Annotated in this window: 20 protein-coding genes; 8 read left to right on the top strand and 12 right to left on the bottom strand. The window is 48.1% G+C overall.

The window, feature by feature from the left end; genetic code table 11:
- Window positions 1-166 precede the first annotated feature (166 nt).
- The gene (locus MZO40_RS13960; protein ID WP_225367292.1) at window positions 167-2,665 is read left to right on the top strand and encodes a serine hydrolase; all 2,499 of its coding nucleotides are present in this window, start codon (window positions 167-169) and stop codon (window positions 2,663-2,665) included.
- 319 nt (window positions 2,666-2,984) lie between these two features.
- Here MZO40_RS13960 and MZO40_RS13955 read toward each other — a convergent pair whose 3' ends face one another.
- The gene (locus MZO40_RS13955) at window positions 2,985-3,179 is read right to left on the bottom strand and encodes a type II toxin-antitoxin system Phd/YefM family antitoxin (protein WP_021337480.1); all 195 of its coding nucleotides are present in this window, start codon (window positions 3,177-3,179) and stop codon (window positions 2,985-2,987) included.
- Between the two features lie 153 nt (window positions 3,180-3,332).
- Window positions 3,333-3,710, bottom strand: coding sequence for a helix-turn-helix domain-containing protein (locus MZO40_RS13950; RefSeq protein WP_003638258.1), 378 nt, complete (start codon window positions 3,708-3,710; stop codon window positions 3,333-3,335).
- A 174-nt stretch (window positions 3,711-3,884) separates the two neighbouring features.
- Between MZO40_RS13950 and MZO40_RS13945 the strand changes: the two genes are divergently transcribed.
- Window positions 3,885-4,616, top strand: coding sequence for a C40 family peptidase (locus MZO40_RS13945; RefSeq protein WP_252133357.1), 732 nt, complete (start codon window positions 3,885-3,887; stop codon window positions 4,614-4,616).
- 1,243 nt (window positions 4,617-5,859) lie between these two features.
- Here MZO40_RS13945 and MZO40_RS13940 read toward each other — a convergent pair.
- From MZO40_RS13940 to MZO40_RS13930, 3 genes are all read right to left on the bottom strand, one after another.
- The gene (locus tag MZO40_RS13940; protein ID WP_003638256.1) at window positions 5,860-6,408 is read right to left on the bottom strand and encodes a DUF402 domain-containing protein; all 549 of its coding nucleotides are present in this window, start codon (window positions 6,406-6,408) and stop codon (window positions 5,860-5,862) included.
- 96 nt (window positions 6,409-6,504) lie between these two features.
- Window positions 6,505-7,308, bottom strand: a complete 804-nt coding sequence (gene recX / locus MZO40_RS13935) for a recombination regulator RecX (RefSeq protein WP_105920450.1) — start codon at window positions 7,306-7,308, stop codon at window positions 6,505-6,507.
- A gap of 33 nt (window positions 7,309-7,341) precedes the next feature.
- Window positions 7,342-8,058 carry a hypothetical protein gene (locus MZO40_RS13930; RefSeq protein ID WP_088769775.1) on the bottom strand — a complete coding sequence of 239 codons (717 nt, stop codon included), beginning with the start codon at window positions 8,056-8,058 and terminating at the stop codon, window positions 7,342-7,344.
- A gap of 274 nt (window positions 8,059-8,332) precedes the next feature.
- On the opposite strand from MZO40_RS13930, the gene MZO40_RS13925 reads away from it, so the two are divergent.
- From MZO40_RS13925 to MZO40_RS13910, 4 genes are all read left to right on the top strand, one after another.
- Window positions 8,333-8,884, top strand: a complete 552-nt coding sequence (locus MZO40_RS13925) for a sigma-70 family RNA polymerase sigma factor (protein ID WP_252133356.1) — start codon at window positions 8,333-8,335, stop codon at window positions 8,882-8,884.
- Between the two features lie 248 nt (window positions 8,885-9,132).
- The gene (locus tag MZO40_RS13920) at window positions 9,133-9,327 is read left to right on the top strand and encodes a hypothetical protein (RefSeq protein ID WP_105962154.1); all 195 of its coding nucleotides are present in this window, start codon (window positions 9,133-9,135) and stop codon (window positions 9,325-9,327) included.
- Between the two features lie 110 nt (window positions 9,328-9,437).
- Window positions 9,438-9,650 (top strand): hypothetical protein, encoded by a 213-nt coding sequence (locus tag MZO40_RS13915; RefSeq protein ID WP_050340371.1) that lies wholly within the window; start codon window positions 9,438-9,440, stop codon window positions 9,648-9,650.
- 27 nt (window positions 9,651-9,677) lie between these two features.
- The gene (locus tag MZO40_RS13910; RefSeq protein ID WP_050340372.1) at window positions 9,678-9,905 is read left to right on the top strand and encodes a DUF2922 domain-containing protein; all 228 of its coding nucleotides are present in this window, start codon (window positions 9,678-9,680) and stop codon (window positions 9,903-9,905) included.
- 386 nt (window positions 9,906-10,291) lie between these two features.
- Here MZO40_RS13910 and MZO40_RS13905 read toward each other — a convergent pair whose 3' ends face one another.
- Together MZO40_RS13905 and MZO40_RS13900 are read right to left on the bottom strand one after the other, a co-directional pair.
- The gene (locus MZO40_RS13905) at window positions 10,292-10,597 is read right to left on the bottom strand and encodes a hypothetical protein (RefSeq protein ID WP_003638248.1); all 306 of its coding nucleotides are present in this window, start codon (window positions 10,595-10,597) and stop codon (window positions 10,292-10,294) included.
- Between the two features lie 283 nt (window positions 10,598-10,880).
- Entirely contained in the window at window positions 10,881-11,861 is a 981-nt protein-coding gene (locus tag MZO40_RS13900; protein ID WP_181186610.1) for a type II TA system antitoxin MqsA family protein, read from the bottom strand.
- A 772-nt stretch (window positions 11,862-12,633) separates the two neighbouring features.
- Between MZO40_RS13900 and MZO40_RS13895 the strand changes: the two genes are divergently transcribed.
- Together MZO40_RS13895 and MZO40_RS13890 are read left to right on the top strand one after the other, a co-directional pair.
- Window positions 12,634-13,302: a sugar transferase gene (locus tag MZO40_RS13895; RefSeq protein ID WP_181185853.1), complete on the top strand. Its 669-nt coding sequence runs from the start codon at window positions 12,634-12,636 to the stop codon at window positions 13,300-13,302.
- Window positions 13,303-13,775: 473 nt separating this feature from the next.
- Window positions 13,776-15,197: a polysaccharide biosynthesis C-terminal domain-containing protein gene (locus MZO40_RS13890; RefSeq protein ID WP_105962153.1), complete on the top strand. Its 1,422-nt coding sequence runs from the start codon at window positions 13,776-13,778 to the stop codon at window positions 15,195-15,197.
- A gap of 173 nt (window positions 15,198-15,370) precedes the next feature.
- Here MZO40_RS13890 and MZO40_RS13885 read toward each other — a convergent pair whose 3' ends face one another.
- The 5 genes from MZO40_RS13885 to MZO40_RS13865 form a co-directional block, all read right to left on the bottom strand.
- Window positions 15,371-16,147: a DUF4422 domain-containing protein gene (locus MZO40_RS13885; RefSeq protein ID WP_003638244.1), complete on the bottom strand. Its 777-nt coding sequence runs from the start codon at window positions 16,145-16,147 to the stop codon at window positions 15,371-15,373.
- A gap of 88 nt (window positions 16,148-16,235) precedes the next feature.
- A complete protein-coding gene (locus MZO40_RS13880; RefSeq protein ID WP_105962152.1) occupies window positions 16,236-17,366 on the bottom strand; it encodes an acyltransferase family protein in 1,131 nt (376 codons plus the stop codon).
- The gene (locus MZO40_RS13875) at window positions 17,359-18,462 is read right to left on the bottom strand and encodes a polysaccharide biosynthesis protein (RefSeq protein ID WP_216779762.1); all 1,104 of its coding nucleotides are present in this window, start codon (window positions 18,460-18,462) and stop codon (window positions 17,359-17,361) included. The genes MZO40_RS13880 and MZO40_RS13875 overlap by 8 nt, the downstream gene beginning before the upstream one ends.
- The gene (locus MZO40_RS13870; RefSeq protein WP_105962150.1) at window positions 18,452-19,687 is read right to left on the bottom strand and encodes a polysaccharide biosynthesis protein; all 1,236 of its coding nucleotides are present in this window, start codon (window positions 19,685-19,687) and stop codon (window positions 18,452-18,454) included. The genes MZO40_RS13875 and MZO40_RS13870 overlap by 11 nt, the downstream gene beginning before the upstream one ends.
- Window positions 19,674-20,297 (bottom strand): polysaccharide biosynthesis protein, encoded by a 624-nt coding sequence (locus tag MZO40_RS13865; RefSeq protein WP_088769786.1) that lies wholly within the window; start codon window positions 20,295-20,297, stop codon window positions 19,674-19,676. The genes MZO40_RS13870 and MZO40_RS13865 overlap by 14 nt, the downstream gene beginning before the upstream one ends.

Here is a 20,297-nt window from a genome sequence, read left to right as displayed (position 1 = left end):
GGGATGGTTTTTGTAACCATCAACGTTCATTTAAAAAACAATCGCGGATAACTGATTACAGTTAGGAAATATAACATCCCGACGAAAAGACGTGCAAAGCAGGAATTCACGGCCTATATTAGTGGACAGCTTTGACACATCTAATCGTAATCAGGAGGACTTCACTTTGACACTTAAGACGCGTATTGCTACAAGCACCATGCTCACGCTAATTAGTTTAAGTTCAGTTGGCTTCACTAGTATCGCCAGTGAAAGGGCTCGCCCGCTATATGGACAAATCCGTCGTTATCAAACGATCACACTGTACCCGCAACTTCCGACCAGTCGCCGGCAATTACGACGCGGCCACCACACCCACCTTACGAGCACCGTCACGTTTAAACTCGAACACCCCGTCGTTGGCTTTGGTGGCACTTATTTCCACATTGTCAGCGGGCGTACCACAGGTTGGGTTCGTCGTCAGGTCGTGCGACCAGTTGTGACAGCTCGTATTCAGCCGAAGTTGTTTATTATCCGACAACGCGCCATTCATGGTTCGATTGTCCCACCAGTTGGCTCATTACTTTGGACCAATATTTCGGCAAAGAATCTCCGCTTGAGCACTTCTAAACGACTGACAGCCACACAATTAAGACGACTCCGATTACGAATCACCAGTCACATTTGGACCAACCATGGGCAATATTATCAACTCAGTGGTCGAGACGGATTCCGCGCCTGGACCCCGATTACGCCTGCTGGTTCGCTTACGACGCCGGCCGGTTCTAACCCGACCACGCTCACACCGCATGCTACAACCGGGATTTCAGCAGGTCAACACGTACCTACTAACGCGCATCTCACGACTCCAGTAGCACTCAGGCACACCATTTCTGCACCAGGGGTAAAGGTGGTCACACCACATACGCAATCAACCAAAACCGCCGCACCTAGTCGTACGCCACAATCACAGACAAGCATCGCGGCACCTCGTTTGAATCACACTGCGGCACAACCTAACAGTCAACAAATGAGCTCAACGGCCACTCAGGGGATTCGGGTCACGACAGCGCCGACGAAGCACGCAACGACAGCGATTGTGCACACTAACCATCCAGTTGCCACACCAACCAGCGCGACAGGGATCAGCAGTGCACCAGCAACCGCCCCACAAGCAGGCCGAGTTCCCGCAGTATCTCAGGCTAGCTCAGCTTTGAAATCAACAGCAGCCGTTCCCATTGTGACGTCCACATCCCAGAAAACGGTCGTGAAAGCTAGCAGTGCGGACAAGCCAGCTCAGTTGCCGAATCGCGAGCACGGTGCATCTGATAAAATTAGCGTCGTTCATCCGGGGCAGCAAGCTAGTTCATCGCCAGTCAAGCACGCTGTCGCTAGTCAGGCCGAACCGATAACGAGTGGCCGGCCAACGACGAGTCAAGTGGCGCTCACAAAAACGGGTCACGCCACTGCAAGCCAGTCAACGACCAGTGCTGCTAATGCCACTAGTCAAGCTACATTGACGAGTCAGAGCGGCACTGCCTCTCAAACGCAGCCAGCCACGAGTCAGTCAACGGCTAAATCGGCGATGAGTGCTACGTCCAGTCAGGCAGCTTCCAGCATTTCCAGTCAGTCCCAACAGACTAGCCAGTCTAGTAGCGCTGCGTTAAAGCCTAGTACACCGGCATCCGCAGCCACCCCGGTAACAGCACCCAAGTATACGGCCCAACAAACCTTGCAGACCATCAACCAACTGATGACGGCTAATCATTTCATGGGCACGTTGCTACTGACGAACAACGGACCTGCTGGTGTGCACATTTTGCCATTCGGTTCAGCCAACCTGCCCCAACATATCGCCAATACCGCTGACGAGGCATATCCATTGGCATCACTGGAAAAATCAGTGACTGGTGCGATGATTCAACAGTTGATCGACGCTGGCAAACTAACGATGGACACGACGCTAGCCAAGTTTTACCCACAAGTGCCGTACGCACAATCCATCACGATTCGGCAACTACTTGACCATACATCCGGGATTGAGATGGGCGAACCGGTACCTAGTCAAGCGTTGACGAACGACCAACAAGCAATTGCCTTCACGTTGAGTCACTTGACTTCCACCAATCAGCATCACTGGTCTTATTCCAACGCCAACTTCACCCTGCTCGCCGGCATCATCGACCAGCTCACAGGCAAGTCCTATCGTGATAACTTACAAACAAGCATTGTCGCACCACTGGGATTGCAGCATACGTTCATCTACGACCAAGTCCCGGCAAATGCGGTTCATCCGCAACCGTACACGTACAGCAATGGCGTGACCATCGCCCGCACGATTTCGACCAATCTGCTTTCAAGCGAACTCGGCTGCGGTAATCTGTATGCTAGCGTTGGTGATTTTTACACCTTCATCAACAGCCTAGTCAACGGCCACGTAGTTACTCCGGCGGGCTTCCAAGAATTAGCTGATCATCTACAACCCGTCTATTCAGGTGGCATTTACTACCGGCCGGATGGCACCCTACGCATTGGCGGGGCTGACAATAGCCTGTACAGTCTATACATCGGGACCACGGACGGTAAGGTGGCGATGGTACTGTTCGCTAACCAGGCCAAATGGTCGACCATGAATACAATTGGGCTTCAAATCGAACAACAGTTGGCCCAAACAGCGACCCTGTAATCTGGCATCAGCGGGTAGCCGTATTTAAGCAGTCACATTGATTCTGCGATAACTCAAGTGGTTATGTAAAACCTAATCATCGTGATCATCGGACTTAAGAACGCGCCTGCTTAGCGAATTACTGAAGCATTATTTCAACCTCGCCTCTGCCTATCCAGACATTAGTTATAATCAGCACCAACTTCAAACCACCAAACTGCCTTCGCACCAACGACAGATATGATCGCATCCAAAAAAGGTCCCAACACTAATTCGTGTCGGGACCTTTTATTGCGAGTGCCAGTACCGTATTAACGGCGACCGCACCCAATCTTTATCATTAACTGAATTCCATATCGTGATGATTCGTCTTGGCCAATTGACTGACGATTTGTAACCAATCCTTCATGCTGACCATAACAGCTGAATCTTGGGTATTGGGATTTTCCACCTCAATGGTATCGTGGCCTTGATTAACAATCGTTAACAACTGGTTGATATTTTTCTTTGCTAATGCGGTAGTAACTTTTTTCATACGCCCATCTCCCAATCCGTTCCATAATTGTTGCCATTGTGCACCAATCAACGAAGTGCGTCAAGCAGTGCGAGCAATTATTCAAGTAACTGAGCAATATTCTACACTATCCCAGCGGGCGTTGCACCTAAAAGGACCGCATTTTACCGAAAATTAAAGTCGCGGGGTCTTGAACATCGACTTGAGCACGTTGCGGATGATTTTCATCTGTTCCGCTGTAATTGGCTGACCGTCGTATTCAAACTGGTTTTTCTTATTCTCGACCACTTTTTTCAAATCAACGGCAGCAGAATTGGCGCCCTTGGCAGTCGGTTCTTTATCCTTACCAACTAATTTGGTATAACTCGTTCCTAACACCTGGGCAACTTCTTTCAAGGTCCCCACTGACGGTGTGTGTTTCTTCCAACTATAGATGGCGCTGGCACTTAGGCCTGCCAACGTTGCCACTTCAGCCAAAGTCAAACCGTTCTTCTTTGCAAACTGACGAATATTTTTGAGTAATTCACCATTATCGATCTTCAAAAAAGCCATTTTGGTCACTCCTGTCAACATTCTAATCTCTGAATTGCCGAGCTATTCAAGCTGTTCGAATCATTTAAACAAACCGCAATCACGTTGCAACATCCTTGTCACATTCACCGCTTATGATAGGGTCAACGTTTGATAATGAAATGGGACACGGGGATTTCGGGGAGGAAATACATAATGAAACAACGTCTTATCGCATTAATCGTTGCCATTGTCGGTCTAACTGTCGGTCTGTTACACGCCCCTGCTGTCGAAGCACAAGCTACCAACCGGGTCATCACGACCACGGCGGTCACCAAGACAGCCTATCTGACTAAGAATTCACAGGGTGGGCTCTACCAAATGAGCGGTCCTGCAAACAATACCAAAATCAAATCACTCGGTAAACTGCAGCGCTACGGCAACCCAACGTGGTTCGTCACCAAGCAACGGCAAGTCCGGCTCGCCAACCGCACCACCGCCAAGTATGCTTACGTCACGAGTGCCAACAATCGTGTCAAGGGCTGGGTCAAGACGGGTTCCATTAAGAAGAGCACGCGTTCCTTCACGAACCTTTACAACGTCGCCAAATCCAAATTCGGTCACCGCTACGTTTACGGTGCAGTCGGCCCCAACACGTTTGATTGTTCCGGCTACACCAAGTATGTCTTCAAACAAGCGGCTCAAACAAACCTACCGCGAGTCGCACAAGCGCAGTACCGGCAATATCGCAAGATCTCCAAGCAACGCGCACAAAAGGGCGACTTGGTCTTCTTCGGTAGCAACACCGGCTCGATCTCACACGTCGGTATTTACGTCGGCGGCGGTAAAATGATTGACGCGCAGGATAACGGCGTCAAAAATGAAAAAATCTACGTTCCCTGGTGGCACGCTGTCGGTTATTGCCGGCCCGTCAACTTTGGCGCTTAACTAGTCAACCTATGCCATCACCCATTGGACCCTCAGGCTAACTGGTGGGTCCTTTGTTATTTTCGCGATTATCCTGACCGCTGTCAACTGTGACGGTCAGTTCGGACTGCATCCGACTTAACTGGTGCTGTCTGGCGCTCGAATCGCCGCGGTTCCTTTGGTTGATACGCATTGTGCTAATTCTTAAAAGCAGCCAGCCGAGGACCCGCTGGAAACAGCGCAAACTTGCGTAACCTGCTGTTGTGGCCGCGTCCTACCCCGGCTTCCAGGTATTTCTGACAACGCTGGAACGCGATGGACACAGATTTAAGCCGACAACCCACGTCTTAAATACTGGTCTTTCACTAACCAAGCACAAGACGCTTGCTAAGTGAAATTTCATCGCTGAGCATTGTCAGAAACACCTTCCAGCCAGTATCCCATTCAAAGGCTGAAAAGTATGGCCCCCAACTTTTTGATAAACTAGTCGTTGTTTCTTAGTAAACAATCATTTGGCATGAGTCGTGATTGAACCATGCCATCTGTTAAGTTCAAAGGCCGTAATTTTAACATTTTACTTTAAGACTTGTTTCTGACGGAAGCTATCATACTCGTGTTCAAATTACGGGAGCCAGCAGCAACGCGGAACATGTCAGAATTCTTGCTAGTCACCCAAGATACAAAAGTCTAGAATGCTAAACGGGTAGCAAATCTATCTTCCAAAGCTATGAATATTTTCTATCAAAATTGATAAACAATCTTCTGACCACCATATCATTTTCTAAATGGGACAAGTATCTAAGCGCTCAATAAATCTTCATCGATTCTGATTCAAACTTTGTATGAAGGGCCAGTCACCTAATATTCAGTGATCAATTGCACCAAGTTAGGTGGTCGTTCATCTGCCATTCGAGTGGCTTCCCGACTGGAGGGGCCGGCTGACAATGCTCAGTAGCCAAATTATTCTTAGCTGGAAGTGGGGTGCTTCCGGCTTAGAATAAGACTCGTATTTGAAATTGCGCAGTGGGTTTCTGCGTGAGTTCAAATCGATGTCGGCTTACGTTCCAGCAATTGTCAGCCGGCCCCGGAAGTCGGACTAAGGTGCACACCGGCTGACGAACAGTAAACTAGCCAGCACGATTGAACCATCTTTATGACGAATATCCACATACGTATCACGTATTTATCGATAACAAAAGGGAGCGCCGAAACGTGGCTGCTCCCCTTGTATTTTAATTACGCCGCTGACAAACCGTCAGCAGAGCTATTGCCGACGTGATAGTTCTTGATAGCGACTATACCAGATATCGATGTAGTCTTGTGAAAACGGGCCTTTTTTGTGCTTGATCCAGTCGACCAACACCTTCACATTTGCTTTTAAAATGCGATCAGTATCGGCTGAATAGTGCCACTGGGCGCCGTGTTCTTCGTACTCATCAACATCTAACAACCGGCGTTCACCATCCGGAAAGACTTTGACATCCAAATCATAGTCGATGTACTTCAAAGCCTCTTTGTCTAACACATATGGTGATGCCAGGTTGCAATAGTATGAAACGCCGTTATCGCGAATCATCGCCACGATATTAAACCAATAATGCTTATGAAAATAAACGATTGCTGGTTCCCGCGTCACCCACCGACGGCCATCATCTTCGGTGACCAGTGTGTGATCGTTACAACCAATTAAGACGTTCTCGCTTGTTTTGAGTACCATTGTATCGCGCCAAGTTCGATGTAAACTTCCGTCGTGCTTATAGCTTTTGATCGTAATGAAGTCGCCTTCCTTAGGTCCTTTCGCCTCGCGCGCCATATTAACCCAACTTTCTAACTGAGGGTAAATTTTCATCGAATTTCATTAAACATTATACCAGATTTTTATGGCGTGCGGGCAGGTAATTCGACCTTTTCACTCATCCGCGACTTGTTCGTCGATAAATCGGTTAATTTCATCCATCATGAAGCCCTTTTGAAACAGGCTGCGTTTGGTCCGCATCGCCCGTTCGCGAAAGCTGTATTTGCGGTTCCGTTGCCAGAGCTTGGTGCCTTGCGTGACGAGGGCTTGCCACTGTTCATCTTCATCTGGTTGAAGGTCTAAGCTAGCAATCGCGGCCGTAATCGTGTCATTGTCAAAGCCCTTGGTCATCATGCCTTGGCGCACCTTTTGTTGCATCGTCTTAAACGCCTGTTTGTGATAACGTTTGGCAAGCTTACGGGCTAATTCACTGGCGTTGTCGATTTGTTCGTCTGGGCTAAATTGCCCGGCTAATGCGTCGTCAATCAGCTGTTCACCGACCCCTTTTTGACGTAGGTTCTGGCGAATCACCCGCGGCCCCTTATCACTGGTCCGTTTGGCCGTGCGTACAAAGGCATCCGCGTACTGCTGGTCATTTAACAACCGCAGTTCGCGCAACTGTTGCATCGTTGCATCAATCACGGTCTCCTCGATTTCTTCGTCACGCAACTTATCATGGACTTCCTTTTCCGTCCGTAACTGGTGCGACAAATAATCCAACGCCCGCGTGTATGCTCTGGAAACGTCGTCCGCGGCAATCATCGCCGTTTGGAGCTCAGCATCGATTTCCATGCCCTTGAAGACGCGAAACTTGATCATCACCGATTCACTGATGGGAAACGCATACTTGCCATCAAGATAAATATTGTAGCGTCCCGCCCGTTTTTGCGCGACGATCTTCGTCACTTTCTCCGTCATGCTTATCCAGCCTCCGATTCAATTAATGGTTGACTATAGTGTACCTAAAAATCGCTTAGTCAAACAACTAATTTCCTCGGGATGGGCCTGAATGCCGAAATAATCAACGACCGTATCCGCAAACCGGTTCAGATTTTGGGCGTCCGTCCCATCTAACCCACTCGCCGCTTGATTGGGCGTGGCACGTCGTTGATGGTAATTACTGACGCCCTGCTGTAATTGCCGACCTTTCTTCAATTGACGGTCGACCATCGGCAGGCTCATATCGATGAGTAACCGGATGCCGCCCGCATAGACTAACTCAGTCATCAGTGGCCGTTCCACCGCATCGATCAGGTACAGCCCGTTATACCAATTGGCCATCCCGCGTTTGGCCGAGGTCTGGGGCATCAGAATCGCTTCCCCGTGAATAATCGGCAACTTATGCGGTGAAAGGCCTTGATCAGTAGCGACGGCCCTGACCAGATGGGAACCTGAAAAACCTAATTGACGCGAATAGCGAATCATCAGTTGGCGCGTGCTCCATTTGGACTTCAAAATACCCCGTTGACGGTCAAAAACCAACGCCTTCTCTGGACATTTTAAGTGCCCGATGTCAAGTAGATAAAATGTCTGTAAAACGTCGATTTTGTCACTTTCTAAACGTGTAGCGTATTTGACTAAGCGTTCTGGCTGCCGGGTGTCCCAGCACCCAACATCGTTATACCAGAACGGATTCACGGTGGTGCTGACAATGTTATTTTGGTTCATGACTCACAAACCCTTCAAAATCTGATTTTGGTCTCTAATATTGATAATTCTGCACGCACCCCTACTGCAGGCATTAGATTAATCCCATCATATCAATAGTGCTCAATCTATCCTAGTACAATGCTCGTAATCGATGGAATTCTCATTGGAAGATTAATAATGAAAGCAAATCGTCATCTTTCATTCATTTTTCACACCCAGCAATCGGTATTTGCCTTCGCTACACTGGAGTCAACCTTGGCCAAGGAATTCAAATCAAACGAGGGATAACTTCATGCACGCAGACCGTTTAGATAATCAAGCCGCGTTCGACTTGCTCGCGGAACCAGAACACCAACGTCTCCTCTATGGCGCCTTGAGAGCGGCCAACATCACCCGCTACCACCCGCAATTCGAGGATTGCGTCACAGTTGCCCACCTGACCTGGTTGGCCGCCTATCAGAATTACGAGCCAGAATTACCCGCCAATCTGCCGGACTTTCGTAAGTTCGCCTTTCGCCGCATCAAATGGCGCACCGTCGATTATTTGCGGCAACAGACGCTCCGCACCCAGTCACAAGTCGACTTGGAACACGCCTTACCAGTCGCAATCGACCCAATGAGTGACCAGGAAGCCCACTGGCAACTTTCAGCGCTACTCACAGATTTATTGCGCCAATGCCGTCCCGGCGAGCGCATCTACCTGACTGAATTCTTTTTGGAAGAACAATCCGTGGCCGATATCATGCGGACTCACGGCGTCAGTCGGCGCACCGTTTATAACTGGCGGGCCAGTCTGTTGGCGAAGGCGCATCGGCTGTATCAGGCCACTGGGGAGCAGGATTGAGCCCTGATGGAGAGGGATTCGCTGATCGTGGTGTCAATTGAACTGCCGGCAAATCCTTAGTTGGTCGCAGCTGGCAGTTGATTAGTCGCTAGCTGGCAACAGTCAGTAAATCACCAGTGGTTACTTCATCAATAGCCAGTGAGTCGCAAGCATTCTAGCACGATAATTTCTACCGACCAACGCTCCCATCATTGGCGGGCACGCGCACGATAAAAAACCACGTTTCAGGATAGAAAGGACTTTACGCCATGCACACTTGGTTGAACACACAGCTCATCATGGTCGCCACCGACCATCAGCACCGACTTCACCGCCAAACTTGGCACAACTGCCGCAACTTGACCGACGCGGATTTGGCCGTATTACTCCCAATTTTCACCCGGTTAGTCGGCGACGCGATGGCAAATGTCGAGCTTCACATGACCACTGAATACGCGAATTAACGGCATTTTTAAAAAAGTTTGTCAAAAAGTTGCACAAAATGGCCTGCTCAGCCGTCTGTATTAATGTAAGCTGGCCAGCCTACCACAACAACTCTAGGAGGAACTACAACATGACTAAAACTTGGTTAAAAGCAACCCTGACTGTTCTAACGACAACTGATCTGGACGAACAACGTAAGCACACGTTTAACGGCATCGCCCAGGACGCGACCGACGAACAACTTGCCGCTTTTGGTAAAGTCATCGAAGTTTTGACGGGTGACCAATTCACCACCGCCAACTTGGCAAACGCCTACCGCTACGACCCACAACCCGCTGCTTAATACACCCACATCCTTAGGAGGAACGCCATGAAAACCTTAGACTTAAGCTTTAAGACCAGCACCAACAAAGTTCACCACTTGAAATTACACTACGCCAACGACAACTTGAGTAAGGAAGTCGTCAGCCAAGCGATGGCCGATCTGGCTGCCACTAAGCTCTTCGCCAAGGACGGCGAAAACTTAGTCGCTGAACCATTAGCCGCTAAGTACGTCGAAACGATTGAGACACCAATTATCACGGCACCAAAGGCTTAAGCGTATTTCCCGTTGTACCCATAAACAGCTGTGACGTATGCAGATACAATAAAGGCCGGTCTGGAAATCTTCGGATTTTCCAGGCCGGCTTTTATTGACAGTAGAAAATAAAAAAGCGCGTCGGTCGCCCGATACGCCATGAAACTGTCTTATTGAAACACTTATTAACAAGCTATGTCAGGTTTTTCTGTTCTCAGCGAACGCTAGTGGTTAACTAGTAAAAACGTTCTGAATTTTCTGTCCCCAGCGGACGTTAGATTAAATGGTCTAACAGATATCTGATTTTATAGTTGCCTGACCAACTGAAGAAAACGAATTTTCTACATAGCAACCATACCAAAATGCAAACACTTAGTCAATCATTCCGTCCATGATTGAAACCACTCTCAAATATCACAGGACAGCCGCGTCGCTTTAGTTGCGGCCCGCTCGACCGGATAAATTTCAATGATGATACTGTTACCGACCGGATGCCAATCGATGGCTTTAACGAGTGCCCGCATGAACGTGCGAGTAATCTGTGTTTTGATTGAAATCCCGCTACGTTCGACATCGTCATAAAAGATGACCCGCTGATCCAGCTTGTCGACTTTAAAATAATAGTACGCAAAGTGGGCCGTGCCACGTTTCAAAATTAAGTGGTATGAATTATTATAATCCGCGGGAAATACCGTGATCCAATCGTCATTCATGTCGGACATCCTTTTCACTTGAATTTGAGCTCTGCCTTAATTGTACCGTGAACGGTCGGGAAAGCCTAGGGGAAATGTAACGCGTTTAATACGTGCTTTTGGATGGACATATTCAAGCCTGAATAAATTTCTCGAGTCATGAACAAATCAGGGAATGTAACAAGTTAAACTGCTTTGATATCGACATTAGCTCCATCACCTTGCTATTGTTACTGCACAAACTAACCAAAAAACGTCGCCCATGGTTTCAATATCCACTCATGGCCGACGTTTCATATTAAGTTCATTTTAGCGTAGTTAAGTCATTAGCATATAGATATGAAATCAACTTTCCAGTATCATTAGCTTGCCAAGCACGCTCTTGATGTGATCTTTCTGACAATTCAATCGCGTTCAAGTGACCAAACCGTTGAACAGTATCCATCATCACCGCCAACTCTTGTTCTGTAAACAGTGCACTGTTAAAGTTCGCAGTTGTCGTAAAAAAAGTCCTCTCGGTAACACCATCATTCACTACTTCTTCTGTAAGCTGCTTTGCATTTTCAATTGCACCATATAATAGACTATAATCATTGGGTACAGGCCCATAAGGTAAACGTGCGTATGGTACACCTGTTATTGAAACTGTATTTTGAGCAAAAAACTTAAAATCAGTATAGAAGAGTAGCTTATTAAGTTTAGTCTTGGTCACCTGAGGCACTTGCTCAACAAAATAAAGAGCCATATTAGCAAACTTTTTGAGATCAAACGCACTAAACCCCGAATACTCTGAGTAATTTGTGACTTCAAATTGTTGGTTGATTCCTTTTTCAATCCATTTTTGCGGCGTCCGTTCAGCGGCATCTCCCGTCTGTCCCCGAAAAGCCTGCTTACCGCGTTCAGTCAGCATGTCTTTGGAGGACTCATAAAGCGACTGCGCCAACTCAGGGGTTGCTTCTAAGGCAAGCAACCGTTCACTATTAGTCTCAGATGCCAGCGCGCCAGTCTCATAAGTAGCAATCGTCATGTCTGACCATCCGAACAGTGCCGCAAAGTCGTGCTGACTTAAGTTCCACCGTTGACGTAAGGCTTTAATTCGATTTGGTGTAATCATCATGTGCTTACTCCGGTATGCATCGAAAGCAGTGTTAATCGCCTCATTATCAATCTCTTGATCAAAGACTTGCTTGCCAGTCGCATGGTCAAAGCGTGCTTTGGTCACCACCGTAATTTGCTCACCATGAATCGTGTAAACTTCTTGAATTGCTCTGACTTCGGTTTTCATCCTCGTACCCCTTCACTCAATGTCTTGTGAAACGAGATAACTTCAGCTAGTCCTGCACATGCTTCCGCTTAATGACCAGCCAATTCTCACCAACTAGGCAACTGTTCGATACTTTGAAAAACACCAACTTTGCTCGTGACTTTCCGACATTCAACGGGACTTCATCATTGAGCCATAATTGACTGTAGCATCGGAACCATGTTGTCGCAAACATCATGACTCACGATCACTAAACCGACCGCGGAAAGCAAGTAATCGCTGCAATTATATGTGATTGCACTTCCAGCAAGATGGTAACTAGCTCAGTCCAGTGTGCCCGGTTAGCCACTATCATCAAGATAAAACAACCGACTTAGCTTCATTAATACCCGTCCAAACATCCCTAACCCCACTGTTCATTAACTAATTTTACGCCAGCCGACTTTTCCCACTTATCGCGTCATTTTAAGTTGCTAACGATTGCATCTTTGGCCAATGCTGGTAAATTATAGTTAACCAAATTTCAAAAAGCCATGTAACGCCTTGGCTCCCGTAGCTGAATGCAAAACACGGGTTTATTATTTTAGGATGTTTGCTATAATAAACTTAAACGAAGCCCCAAAGTTAATCTTATCAAGTATATTTACTTGATAGCCATTTTGTACTATAATCATTAGGTTGTATCGATATCGTTTATACATAGTCAGTTTGCAACAACCCGAACAGTAGTAATAGATTAATCTGGCTGTGGTTTACGGGGGAAAATATTTAAAGGAAGCATAGGGTGTTACTTATGGAATTGAAGGAACGAGAAATCAGACCGATTACGATTGACGCTGTGCGTCAGCATCGTCGCTATGGTTATCGGTTCGTTAAACGTGTGTTTGACTTTGTCGCTAGCCTCTTAGGCCTCATCATCTTATCACCACTCTTCTTAATTATCGCCATTGCGATCAAGCTTGAAGATCCTAAGGGCTCGGTTTTCTACTCCCAAACACGTTTAGGACGCGGTGAAACGCCGTTCAAAATGTATAAATTTCGCTCGATGGTTTCCAACGCTGATGAATTGTTGGAACAATTACTTAAAAATAACGAAATTGATGGCGCCATGTTCAAAATGCAAGACGATCCACGGGTCACCAGGATTGGTAAGTTCATCCGCAAGTATAGTATCGATGAACTACCCCAATTGCTAAACGTCTTACAAGGTTCCATGAGCTTGGTTGGGCCACGGCCACCGCTGCCACGAGAAGTTGCTGAATATACGGAATATGACAAGCAGCGCCTGGCCGTCAAGCCTGGTTGTACCGGGTTATGGCAGGCCACCGTTCGCAACAGCGTGGGCTTTGATGAAATGGTCAAGTTAGACTTACTATACATCTCCAAACGCAGCGTGTCATTCGATGTCTACATTCTATTTAAGACAGTCGTTATCATGTTCAAGCCAAACGGTGCTTATTAAATTAGCCACAACTAAAAACGTTGAACCAAATTCAGGGGGATTTTGGTTCAACGTTTTTTTGTGTGGACGACACATGAACCACTTAGAAATAATCTGTGCAGCATAAATCAATCCAGTCTGCTATTCACTGCTCCCCCTTTTCTGTGTGCACCGTCACATCAGACGACCGAAAATAGCTGCCGGATACGATTGATTAGTCAGGGCAGATTTTGGACCCACTTGTCTTGCAAAGGTGGCGTGCGAGGTCTCGGACAGATTCAGCTAAATTATCCACCAGTAATAATCGATATTAATAAACGATTTAGTTTGAAATCACCGTTAATAATATCGATGATTTTATCAAATAATAAGTTTGTTAATAACCAACCTTAGCCGGTTAAAACCACTATCAACCGGCTAATAGGCTATGATACAATGAGTTGAATGTTGAGGAATTCAGCATCAAACTGCTTAATTGCATCAAGGAGCCGCTCATGCGAATCATAAGGAATTACTTTTACACAGCGGGGTATAACCTCTTAATTTTGCTGACCCCCTTACTGACCGTCCCGTATATCTCACGGGTCTTAGGTCCTACCGGAGTCGGCATCAACGCGACGACCAATTCGATCATCACCTACTTCCTCTTATTTGGGACAGTTGGCATCACCATCTATGGGAATCGGGAAATTGCGTTTATTCGCGACGATCGCGCGCAACGCTCACAAACTTTTTGGGAGATTGAAATATTACAGTTGGTGACTATTAGCTGCGCTTATCTCGCTTTTTTAGTGTTTCTCATGTTTGAGCATCAATTGAAGATTTATTTTTTCTATCAATCATTTTATATTATTGCGGGCGCTGTCGACATCTCTTGGTACTTCATGGGACTTGAGGATTTTAAGAAGACCGTCTTGCGGAATATGCTTGTGAAAGTTGCTTCAATCATTGCGATTTTCACCTTCGTCAAGACCGCGCAAGATACTGGCATCTACATTTTAATCTTGGCTGGCTCCCAAGTGCTGGGGAACCTCACGTTGTGGCCGTATCTGCGCCACAGTGTCGCAAAGCCTGACTGGCATCACTTGCGACTTTTCCGACACCTACGACCATCAATCGCCCTATTTATTCCGCAGATTGCGACGACCGTCTACTTGGCGTTGAATAAGACGATGCTCTGGCAGATGGATTCGTTGACTGCGGCGGGCTTTTATGACTACTCAGATAAGCTGATCAAACTAGTGCTGGCCCTTGTCACCGCCACGGGAACGGTAATGCTACCGCACATTGCTAACCTGTTCATGAAGCAACAGCTTGAACGGGTGCGCCAATACCTATACATGTCGTTCGACTTTGTGCTGGCGATTGCAATTCCAATGGCACTGGGGGTCGCGGCGGTCGCCACCACGCTTGCGCCGCTATTTTTTGGGCGCGCTTTTTCAGCGGTCGACCAGTTGCTCATGATTGAAGCGCCCGTTATCATTTTAATCGGCATGAGCAACGTGCTCGGCCAACAGTTCTTACTGCCGACCAAGCAAACCAAGACGTACACCATTTCAGTGACAGTCGGTGCGCTGGTCAATATGGCTTGTAACATTCCGCTTATCTGGCTGTGGGGCGTCGCCGGGGCCATGCTGGCAACGTTGATCTCAGAAGTTTGCGTGACTGGCTATCAATTGATCGTGACTCGTCACAGTCTCAAGACGCGTAATCTGTTCACCGGCGCGCTTAAATACGCATTAGCCGGTGCCATCATGTTTGCGGTCGTCTACGGCTTAAACATCACCATGGCTGCTTCCTACTTGAATCTCGCGATGCAAATTGGCGTCGGCGCCCTCATCTATGGCGGGCTGATTTTAATTCTACAACCACCCGTACTCGCTAACGCCGCTAAGCTTCGGAGCCGCGTACATTGACCGACGTGTACTGACTGGTCCAATACCGTCACTAATGCAGGTGTCCCACCACCAGTTATTCTAATTACTGCTAACAAAAAACGTTCGATAAGCAAGTCTGACATGACTTGCTTATCGAACGTTTTATTTTGCATCCCTAATATCATTCAGCTAAATTTCAAGGCTAACACCCCTTAAAAATGGGTCCGTTTAGCCGCTTGCGGGAAGAATTTACGTTTCAATAAATTGTAGGCTTTCGCCGGCAACTGTTGTTTTTCCATGTACATTACCGGTACTTCCACGTAACTGAGGTGTTGATGGTTGATCCAGACGTCTAACAATAGCTCGGATAGATAACCAAAGACGCGGGCTTCCTGAACATCGTAGTCTGAAATATCGATTCGGTTTCGAACTTCAAATAGGATATCGAAGACCCACTCGGCGTAGGCGTCAAATTTAGGACCAGGCATAATCATCATGTTAAACATATGCGCGGACGTCTGATGCATCAAGCGGTCAAAATCTGCTAAGAAGTCGGGGTGTTGGTCGTGGATGACCGTCCGCATCACATCTAACGGTTCCTGATGGTGCGCGTGGATGTAATGCGAATAATTCGACTCGATATAATAGTGGCGTTTTTTCGGCACAATGACATCATATTGCTCAAGCAAGCCTTCAATCTCGTCCATTGACAGAATCCCTGCCAGCTTGCGTTTCGGTGCTTCTGCTAAGTAACGCCGATATTGATTTAAGCCCTTGATGTCCGCATGACAATTCTTCCAGATCCAATACATCGCAGTTAATTCATTAAAATTTGGATTGCTGGCCGAAATATTATCGCCGACATTGTCCGGTTGATAATGCTGCGGTGTCACCCCATTGAGCGCCGCCCCGACAAAGATCGGTCGATACGTTGAATCTTGTGGCATTTGATACGGCTTATGTGCCGCAACATAAATTTGTACTTTCATTTGCCAGTCCCCCTCTGGTCAGAAATCGCGACGAGTTTCTACACTCGTGTCGCGACCGTTTAAAAATGCAAGTATTTACAAACGACTGTTAATTCACTTTATCATCTCTTGGTTCACTGAGTTGTACATATTGTTTTTCACCGCGTCGCAGCCGCTTAAACGAGTACTGTCTGGGCAAGAAACATACGCGCAGCACTGGTAAATGTGGGATTGCCCACATCGCAAGTGTCACAAACGCAATCCGATAACCAATCGTGACGACGGTTGCAACCAGTGGCCCGCCGTGCGGCAATACGAGACCGTTGACCCAGCCCGCTAGTCCAATCACATCCAAGTCGATCAGATGAAAACATAACACGACTAATGATAATTGGCCGTACCGTTTTAGGCCCTGAACGACGCTTCTTGCCGCGTGTTGGGACAGCCATTCACTGAAGCGAATCACGCATAGACTCCCTGCAACACCACCCATCACACTAATCAGCAAGTTCGGCGACACGGGAACCGTCAGCGCAAAATAACCTTGAAAGGCACTTAACAGCCACATGAACGTCAACAAGAGATACCAGGGTGACGGCATCCGCTGTAACAGATTCGTTTGCCGCACCAGGTATCCGGCGTACAAAAAAGCTTGTGCCAACAAGGCCGCGTTAAACGCCCATGGCAAGTACGCGATTTGGCCTAAAACACCACCACTGATGGCGAGCGCAATCACGATGACGCCACGAGCCAAATCTTGGCGAGTCCGTTGCGCATACCGTGCCGTCAGCGTCATCCAGCCGTTGAACAACTGAATGGCAATGAACATACTCAGTAAGAACCATACCGCGCCAATCGGTTGCACCTGCCAGTGCCACGGATTAAAGACCGGTGAGCCCGCACCATAGACAGCGGCTAACAACCCCGTTTGCCAGCTTGGAAAATATGCCAGCAGAACGGGATTATGCGGCAACCAGCGCGCCACGGCACTCACGACGAGGACTAACACCGCCGTCGCGACGTACGGTAACAACAAATTGACCGCCCCACGCCGACACTCTTGAATAGGCGGGCGTGGATGATACAGGTAGCCACTCAACATGAAAAAAATCGGCATGTGAAAGGCGAAAATCAAGCTACCAAAGAACTGACCGTTATACGGCCCCAAAGTATGTCCAACGACTACGGCTAAAATTGCGATCCCCTTTGCAATATCAATCCACTCAATTCGTTTAGCCATCCGCCAATCCCCCGCTCAGCTCGGCTCCGCCGAACAAATCCGGAAGTAACTGACGGGCCCACCGCCAGTGTCGGAGTAACCACACAACTTCGACACTCACGAGACCGACTGCTAGTGTCCATAACCAGGCCGCCCACCAAGCCCCGATTATTGGGGTCAACACGCGGTTGATGCCTGTAAATGGCTCAATCAACAGGCCAGCGACCAATAAGGTTCCGTAGGCTGTTTGGACAAAGTTGTGCCGCCGCGGCTGTTTCAAAGTCGTGCGGTTCATGACCCACGTCGCAACGGTTACCCAGAGCGTCAGGCACGGAATGGCTTGAAAAGTCTGGGCAAAAGGTTGACTGCTGATGAGGTCGAAATTATGCTCCAGATTGACCTGATACATCGTGACCGAAACCATCACTGCGTAACAAGCCACAGTCAGTAGCCACGCGACTAACAACTGTTCACGCGTGATGCGTGTCAATAGGTCAGCCTGACTGAGCCAATAACCCATCAAAGCGAAGAAGCACCCCGCTGTAATCGCTAATGGTGGGTCAATATTGATGGTCGTAAGTCCCGTGAAGAAGACCACGATCGGTACCATACCAATGAAGACAAGTTCTGCCCAAAACAGGTAGCGCTGAATCGTGATACTGGCATGGTGCGCAATCACGCGTAGTAATGGCAACGTCACGAAGAAGCCCAACAATTCGTATAAAATATCATAGAAGCCCACTGGCGCCTGGGCGAGAGCCGTAAAGAACCCCGCCAGATTAAAATTAGCTAGGCCCTGGGATTGTCCCAATAAATCTTCCAGATAGAAGAACAATGAGAACAGCGCAATCCCGCCCATCAACCAGAGAATCTGCCGAAGCAACTGACTAATGGCTAATGCCGGTCGACGTAACTGGGCGGCCCCGAGTGCCATCAGTAACAAGTTGGGCCCGGCAGCGGTCGCTAAAGCCACGACGAGTTGCGGATAGAACCAGATTTGTTGCGGTTGATGGCTAAAGCTGAAGACGCCGTTCATATTGGTGTCCCCAAACAGAATCAGTAACAGGGCCACGATGACAATGATGCGTTGAACCCGATAGGCTTGTTTATGATTCATCCGTCAGTGCCCCCCTTGGACTAACGATTGGTTGGTCAAAGGCCGCGCCAACCGTCGTATGATAACTTGGCAGCTCCGCAAACAGCATCAGGATGAAGCTGTTATACGTGACTTCCAGAAAATGTTGATCAAACATGCTACTGATTGCGATGGCCATCATGATGACCGGTAGCAAATAATCGTTTTGCTGTGTGCGCTGATACAAAAACCAGGTGATTCCAGCAATTACGACGACTGTGAACAATAAGCCGTATGAAATCAGCATATTCAGAAAAGAAGAATCAATGAAAAAGTACGTGGTCAGGCCAACGCCGTTCGTAAACGTGTTGACTCGGTCGCCACCCCAGCCATTGATTGGAATCGGCGACTGCCCAAACAACTTGACGCCATAAGCCAGCAGCGCATTTTGCCCCAGTGCTAAGCGGGTCGACAAAGCGTCATTGAGCGTGGCCAGTAGCTTATCTTGATAATTAAAAATATTCGAGAGACCAATCATCAGCCCACTTGCAATCGGTAACGTTAAAAAGCTGTAGCGCAGCAGTGGCCGCAACCACTTGAAATGCTGATTCTTCCGGCGATAGACATAGACCAAATATCCGCTGATGAGCACCACTAAGGCAATCGTATCGGTCATCGTCTTGGTGAACTGGTAAATCACGACTAACCCGAGTAGTGCCGGAATCAACATGACTAATCGGAACCGCCGTGCTTGCAAATACAAGTAGGCTGCGCAGATGTAAAAGATGTGGGCAGCGAAGTCCGTTGTATACACGACCCCAAAGGACTGACGCACCCCGTCGTCAGTCACGAACGTAATGTTTTTAATCAGGCCAATCTCGGCGGCAATGAATGCTAGGAGTAAGATGCTCCCGACGACCGCCAGATAGACTTTCATGATTCGACGAAAAGACACTTGACGGGCGGCTAACACTAGCATGACCGTCGGCAACAAATAGTGCGCCCCCGACGTCAGTGTCACGACCGTCACCAGTGCCAACAGGCTGACTTCACCAATGATTTGGCGCGGTGTCAGTGCTTGAAAGCCAACAATTAGGCCGAACATTGCGGCTAAGGTCGCTAACTCGACCAAAACGCCTAGCTTGTGCGGATACATGACATTAAAGGTCGTCGTTTGTAGCGTCACGGAAGCCAAATAGACCGCAAAGATCATGAGATAGACCGCCTGGTAATCCTGAACCAGTCGGTGCCATTTAAATCGCTTCATCTTGACGCCCCCAACCTTGCACAAATTTGACGAGATACGGACTGAGCACCGCTAAACTGCCCCCAATAACGAGGACCAGCTTCCAAATCGCTCCCCGAATCACATTCGGTGTCCGTTGAACTCGCCGCCTGACCGTTGTGATGCGGTAATGCTTCAATGACTTTAAATTATCCGTGATGGCCACCTCAAACGCCCGCGCATTCAGACGGGCGACTGACCGCGAACTACTCGACGCCGTCACGCGTAACACCGGCTGATGTTCAACGGGTGTCGCCTGGACCGATTCGCTTAATTCCTGAATCGGCTGCCAGATGCCAGCATGCATGTAGGCGTAGGCACTCGCCTGCGTCAACACGATACCTTGGTGCGGCATGACACTGAATTGCGGTAACAGCTTAATGTCTTGACGCCGTTGACGGCGACGCTGAGATGCAGTCATCTTCGCCCGCGGTTTTTGGACGATTTTCAAGTCGACTTGTGCTTGATACACTGGCTTGGGAAGCCACTGATTGAGCCCCCAGCCAATGCCGATACTGAGCAACATAATCAGTAATTCGAGCGGTAACCACCGCCACGCTAGTTTAAAGCGTTCTTTTGGTTGGACCTTCAT

It is taken from the genome of Lactiplantibacillus sp. B652 (assembly GCF_023806745.1).
Classification (GTDB): Bacteria; Bacillota; Bacilli; order Lactobacillales; family Lactobacillaceae; genus Lactiplantibacillus; species Lactiplantibacillus pentosus.
This window is presented reverse-complemented; position numbering and strand designations above follow the sequence as displayed.

What these genes read in the sequence shown, in the direction of transcription:
- MZO40_RS13905 (WP_003638248.1), bottom strand. Translation starts at nt 10,597, where the DNA reads ATGAATGACGATTGGATCACGGTATTTCCCGCGGATTATAATAATTCA.
- MZO40_RS13925 (WP_252133356.1), top strand. Translation starts at nt 8,333, where the DNA reads ATGCACGCAGACCGTTTAGATAATCAAGCCGCGTTCGACTTGCTCGCG.
- MZO40_RS13915 (WP_050340371.1), top strand. Translation starts at nt 9,438, where the DNA reads ATGACTAAAACTTGGTTAAAAGCAACCCTGACTGTTCTAACGACAACT.
- MZO40_RS13895 (WP_181185853.1), top strand. Translation starts at nt 12,634, where the DNA reads ATGGAATTGAAGGAACGAGAAATCAGACCGATTACGATTGACGCTGTG.
- MZO40_RS13900 (WP_181186610.1), bottom strand. Translation starts at nt 11,861, where the DNA reads ATGAAAACCGAAGTCAGAGCAATTCAAGAAGTTTACACGATTCATGGT.
- MZO40_RS13955 (WP_021337480.1), bottom strand. Translation starts at nt 3,179, where the DNA reads ATGAAAAAAGTTACTACCGCATTAGCAAAGAAAAATATCAACCAGTTG.
- MZO40_RS13865 (WP_088769786.1), bottom strand. Translation starts at nt 20,297, where the DNA reads ATGAAGGTCCAACCAAAAGAACGCTTTAAACTAGCGTGGCGGTGGTTA.
- MZO40_RS13880 (WP_105962152.1), bottom strand. Translation starts at nt 17,366, where the DNA reads ATGGCTAAACGAATTGAGTGGATTGATATTGCAAAGGGGATCGCAATT.
- MZO40_RS13940 (WP_003638256.1), bottom strand. Translation starts at nt 6,408, where the DNA reads ATGGCGCGCGAGGCGAAAGGACCTAAGGAAGGCGACTTCATTACGATC.
- MZO40_RS13870 (WP_105962150.1), bottom strand. Translation starts at nt 19,687, where the DNA reads ATGAAGCGATTTAAATGGCACCGACTGGTTCAGGATTACCAGGCGGTC.
- MZO40_RS13930 (WP_088769775.1), bottom strand. Translation starts at nt 8,058, where the DNA reads ATGAACCAAAATAACATTGTCAGCACCACCGTGAATCCGTTCTGGTAT.
- MZO40_RS13910 (WP_050340372.1), top strand. Translation starts at nt 9,678, where the DNA reads ATGAAAACCTTAGACTTAAGCTTTAAGACCAGCACCAACAAAGTTCAC.
- MZO40_RS13920 (WP_105962154.1), top strand. Translation starts at nt 9,133, where the DNA reads ATGCACACTTGGTTGAACACACAGCTCATCATGGTCGCCACCGACCAT.
- MZO40_RS13890 (WP_105962153.1), top strand. Translation starts at nt 13,776, where the DNA reads ATGCGAATCATAAGGAATTACTTTTACACAGCGGGGTATAACCTCTTA.
- MZO40_RS13885 (WP_003638244.1), bottom strand. Translation starts at nt 16,147, where the DNA reads ATGAAAGTACAAATTTATGTTGCGGCACATAAGCCGTATCAAATGCCA.
- MZO40_RS13875 (WP_216779762.1), bottom strand. Translation starts at nt 18,462, where the DNA reads ATGAATCATAAACAAGCCTATCGGGTTCAACGCATCATTGTCATCGTG.
- MZO40_RS13950 (WP_003638258.1), bottom strand. Translation starts at nt 3,710, where the DNA reads ATGGCTTTTTTGAAGATCGATAATGGTGAATTACTCAAAAATATTCGT.
- recX (WP_105920450.1), bottom strand. Translation starts at nt 7,308, where the DNA reads ATGACGGAGAAAGTGACGAAGATCGTCGCGCAAAAACGGGCGGGACGC.
- MZO40_RS13945 (WP_252133357.1), top strand. Translation starts at nt 3,885, where the DNA reads ATGAAACAACGTCTTATCGCATTAATCGTTGCCATTGTCGGTCTAACT.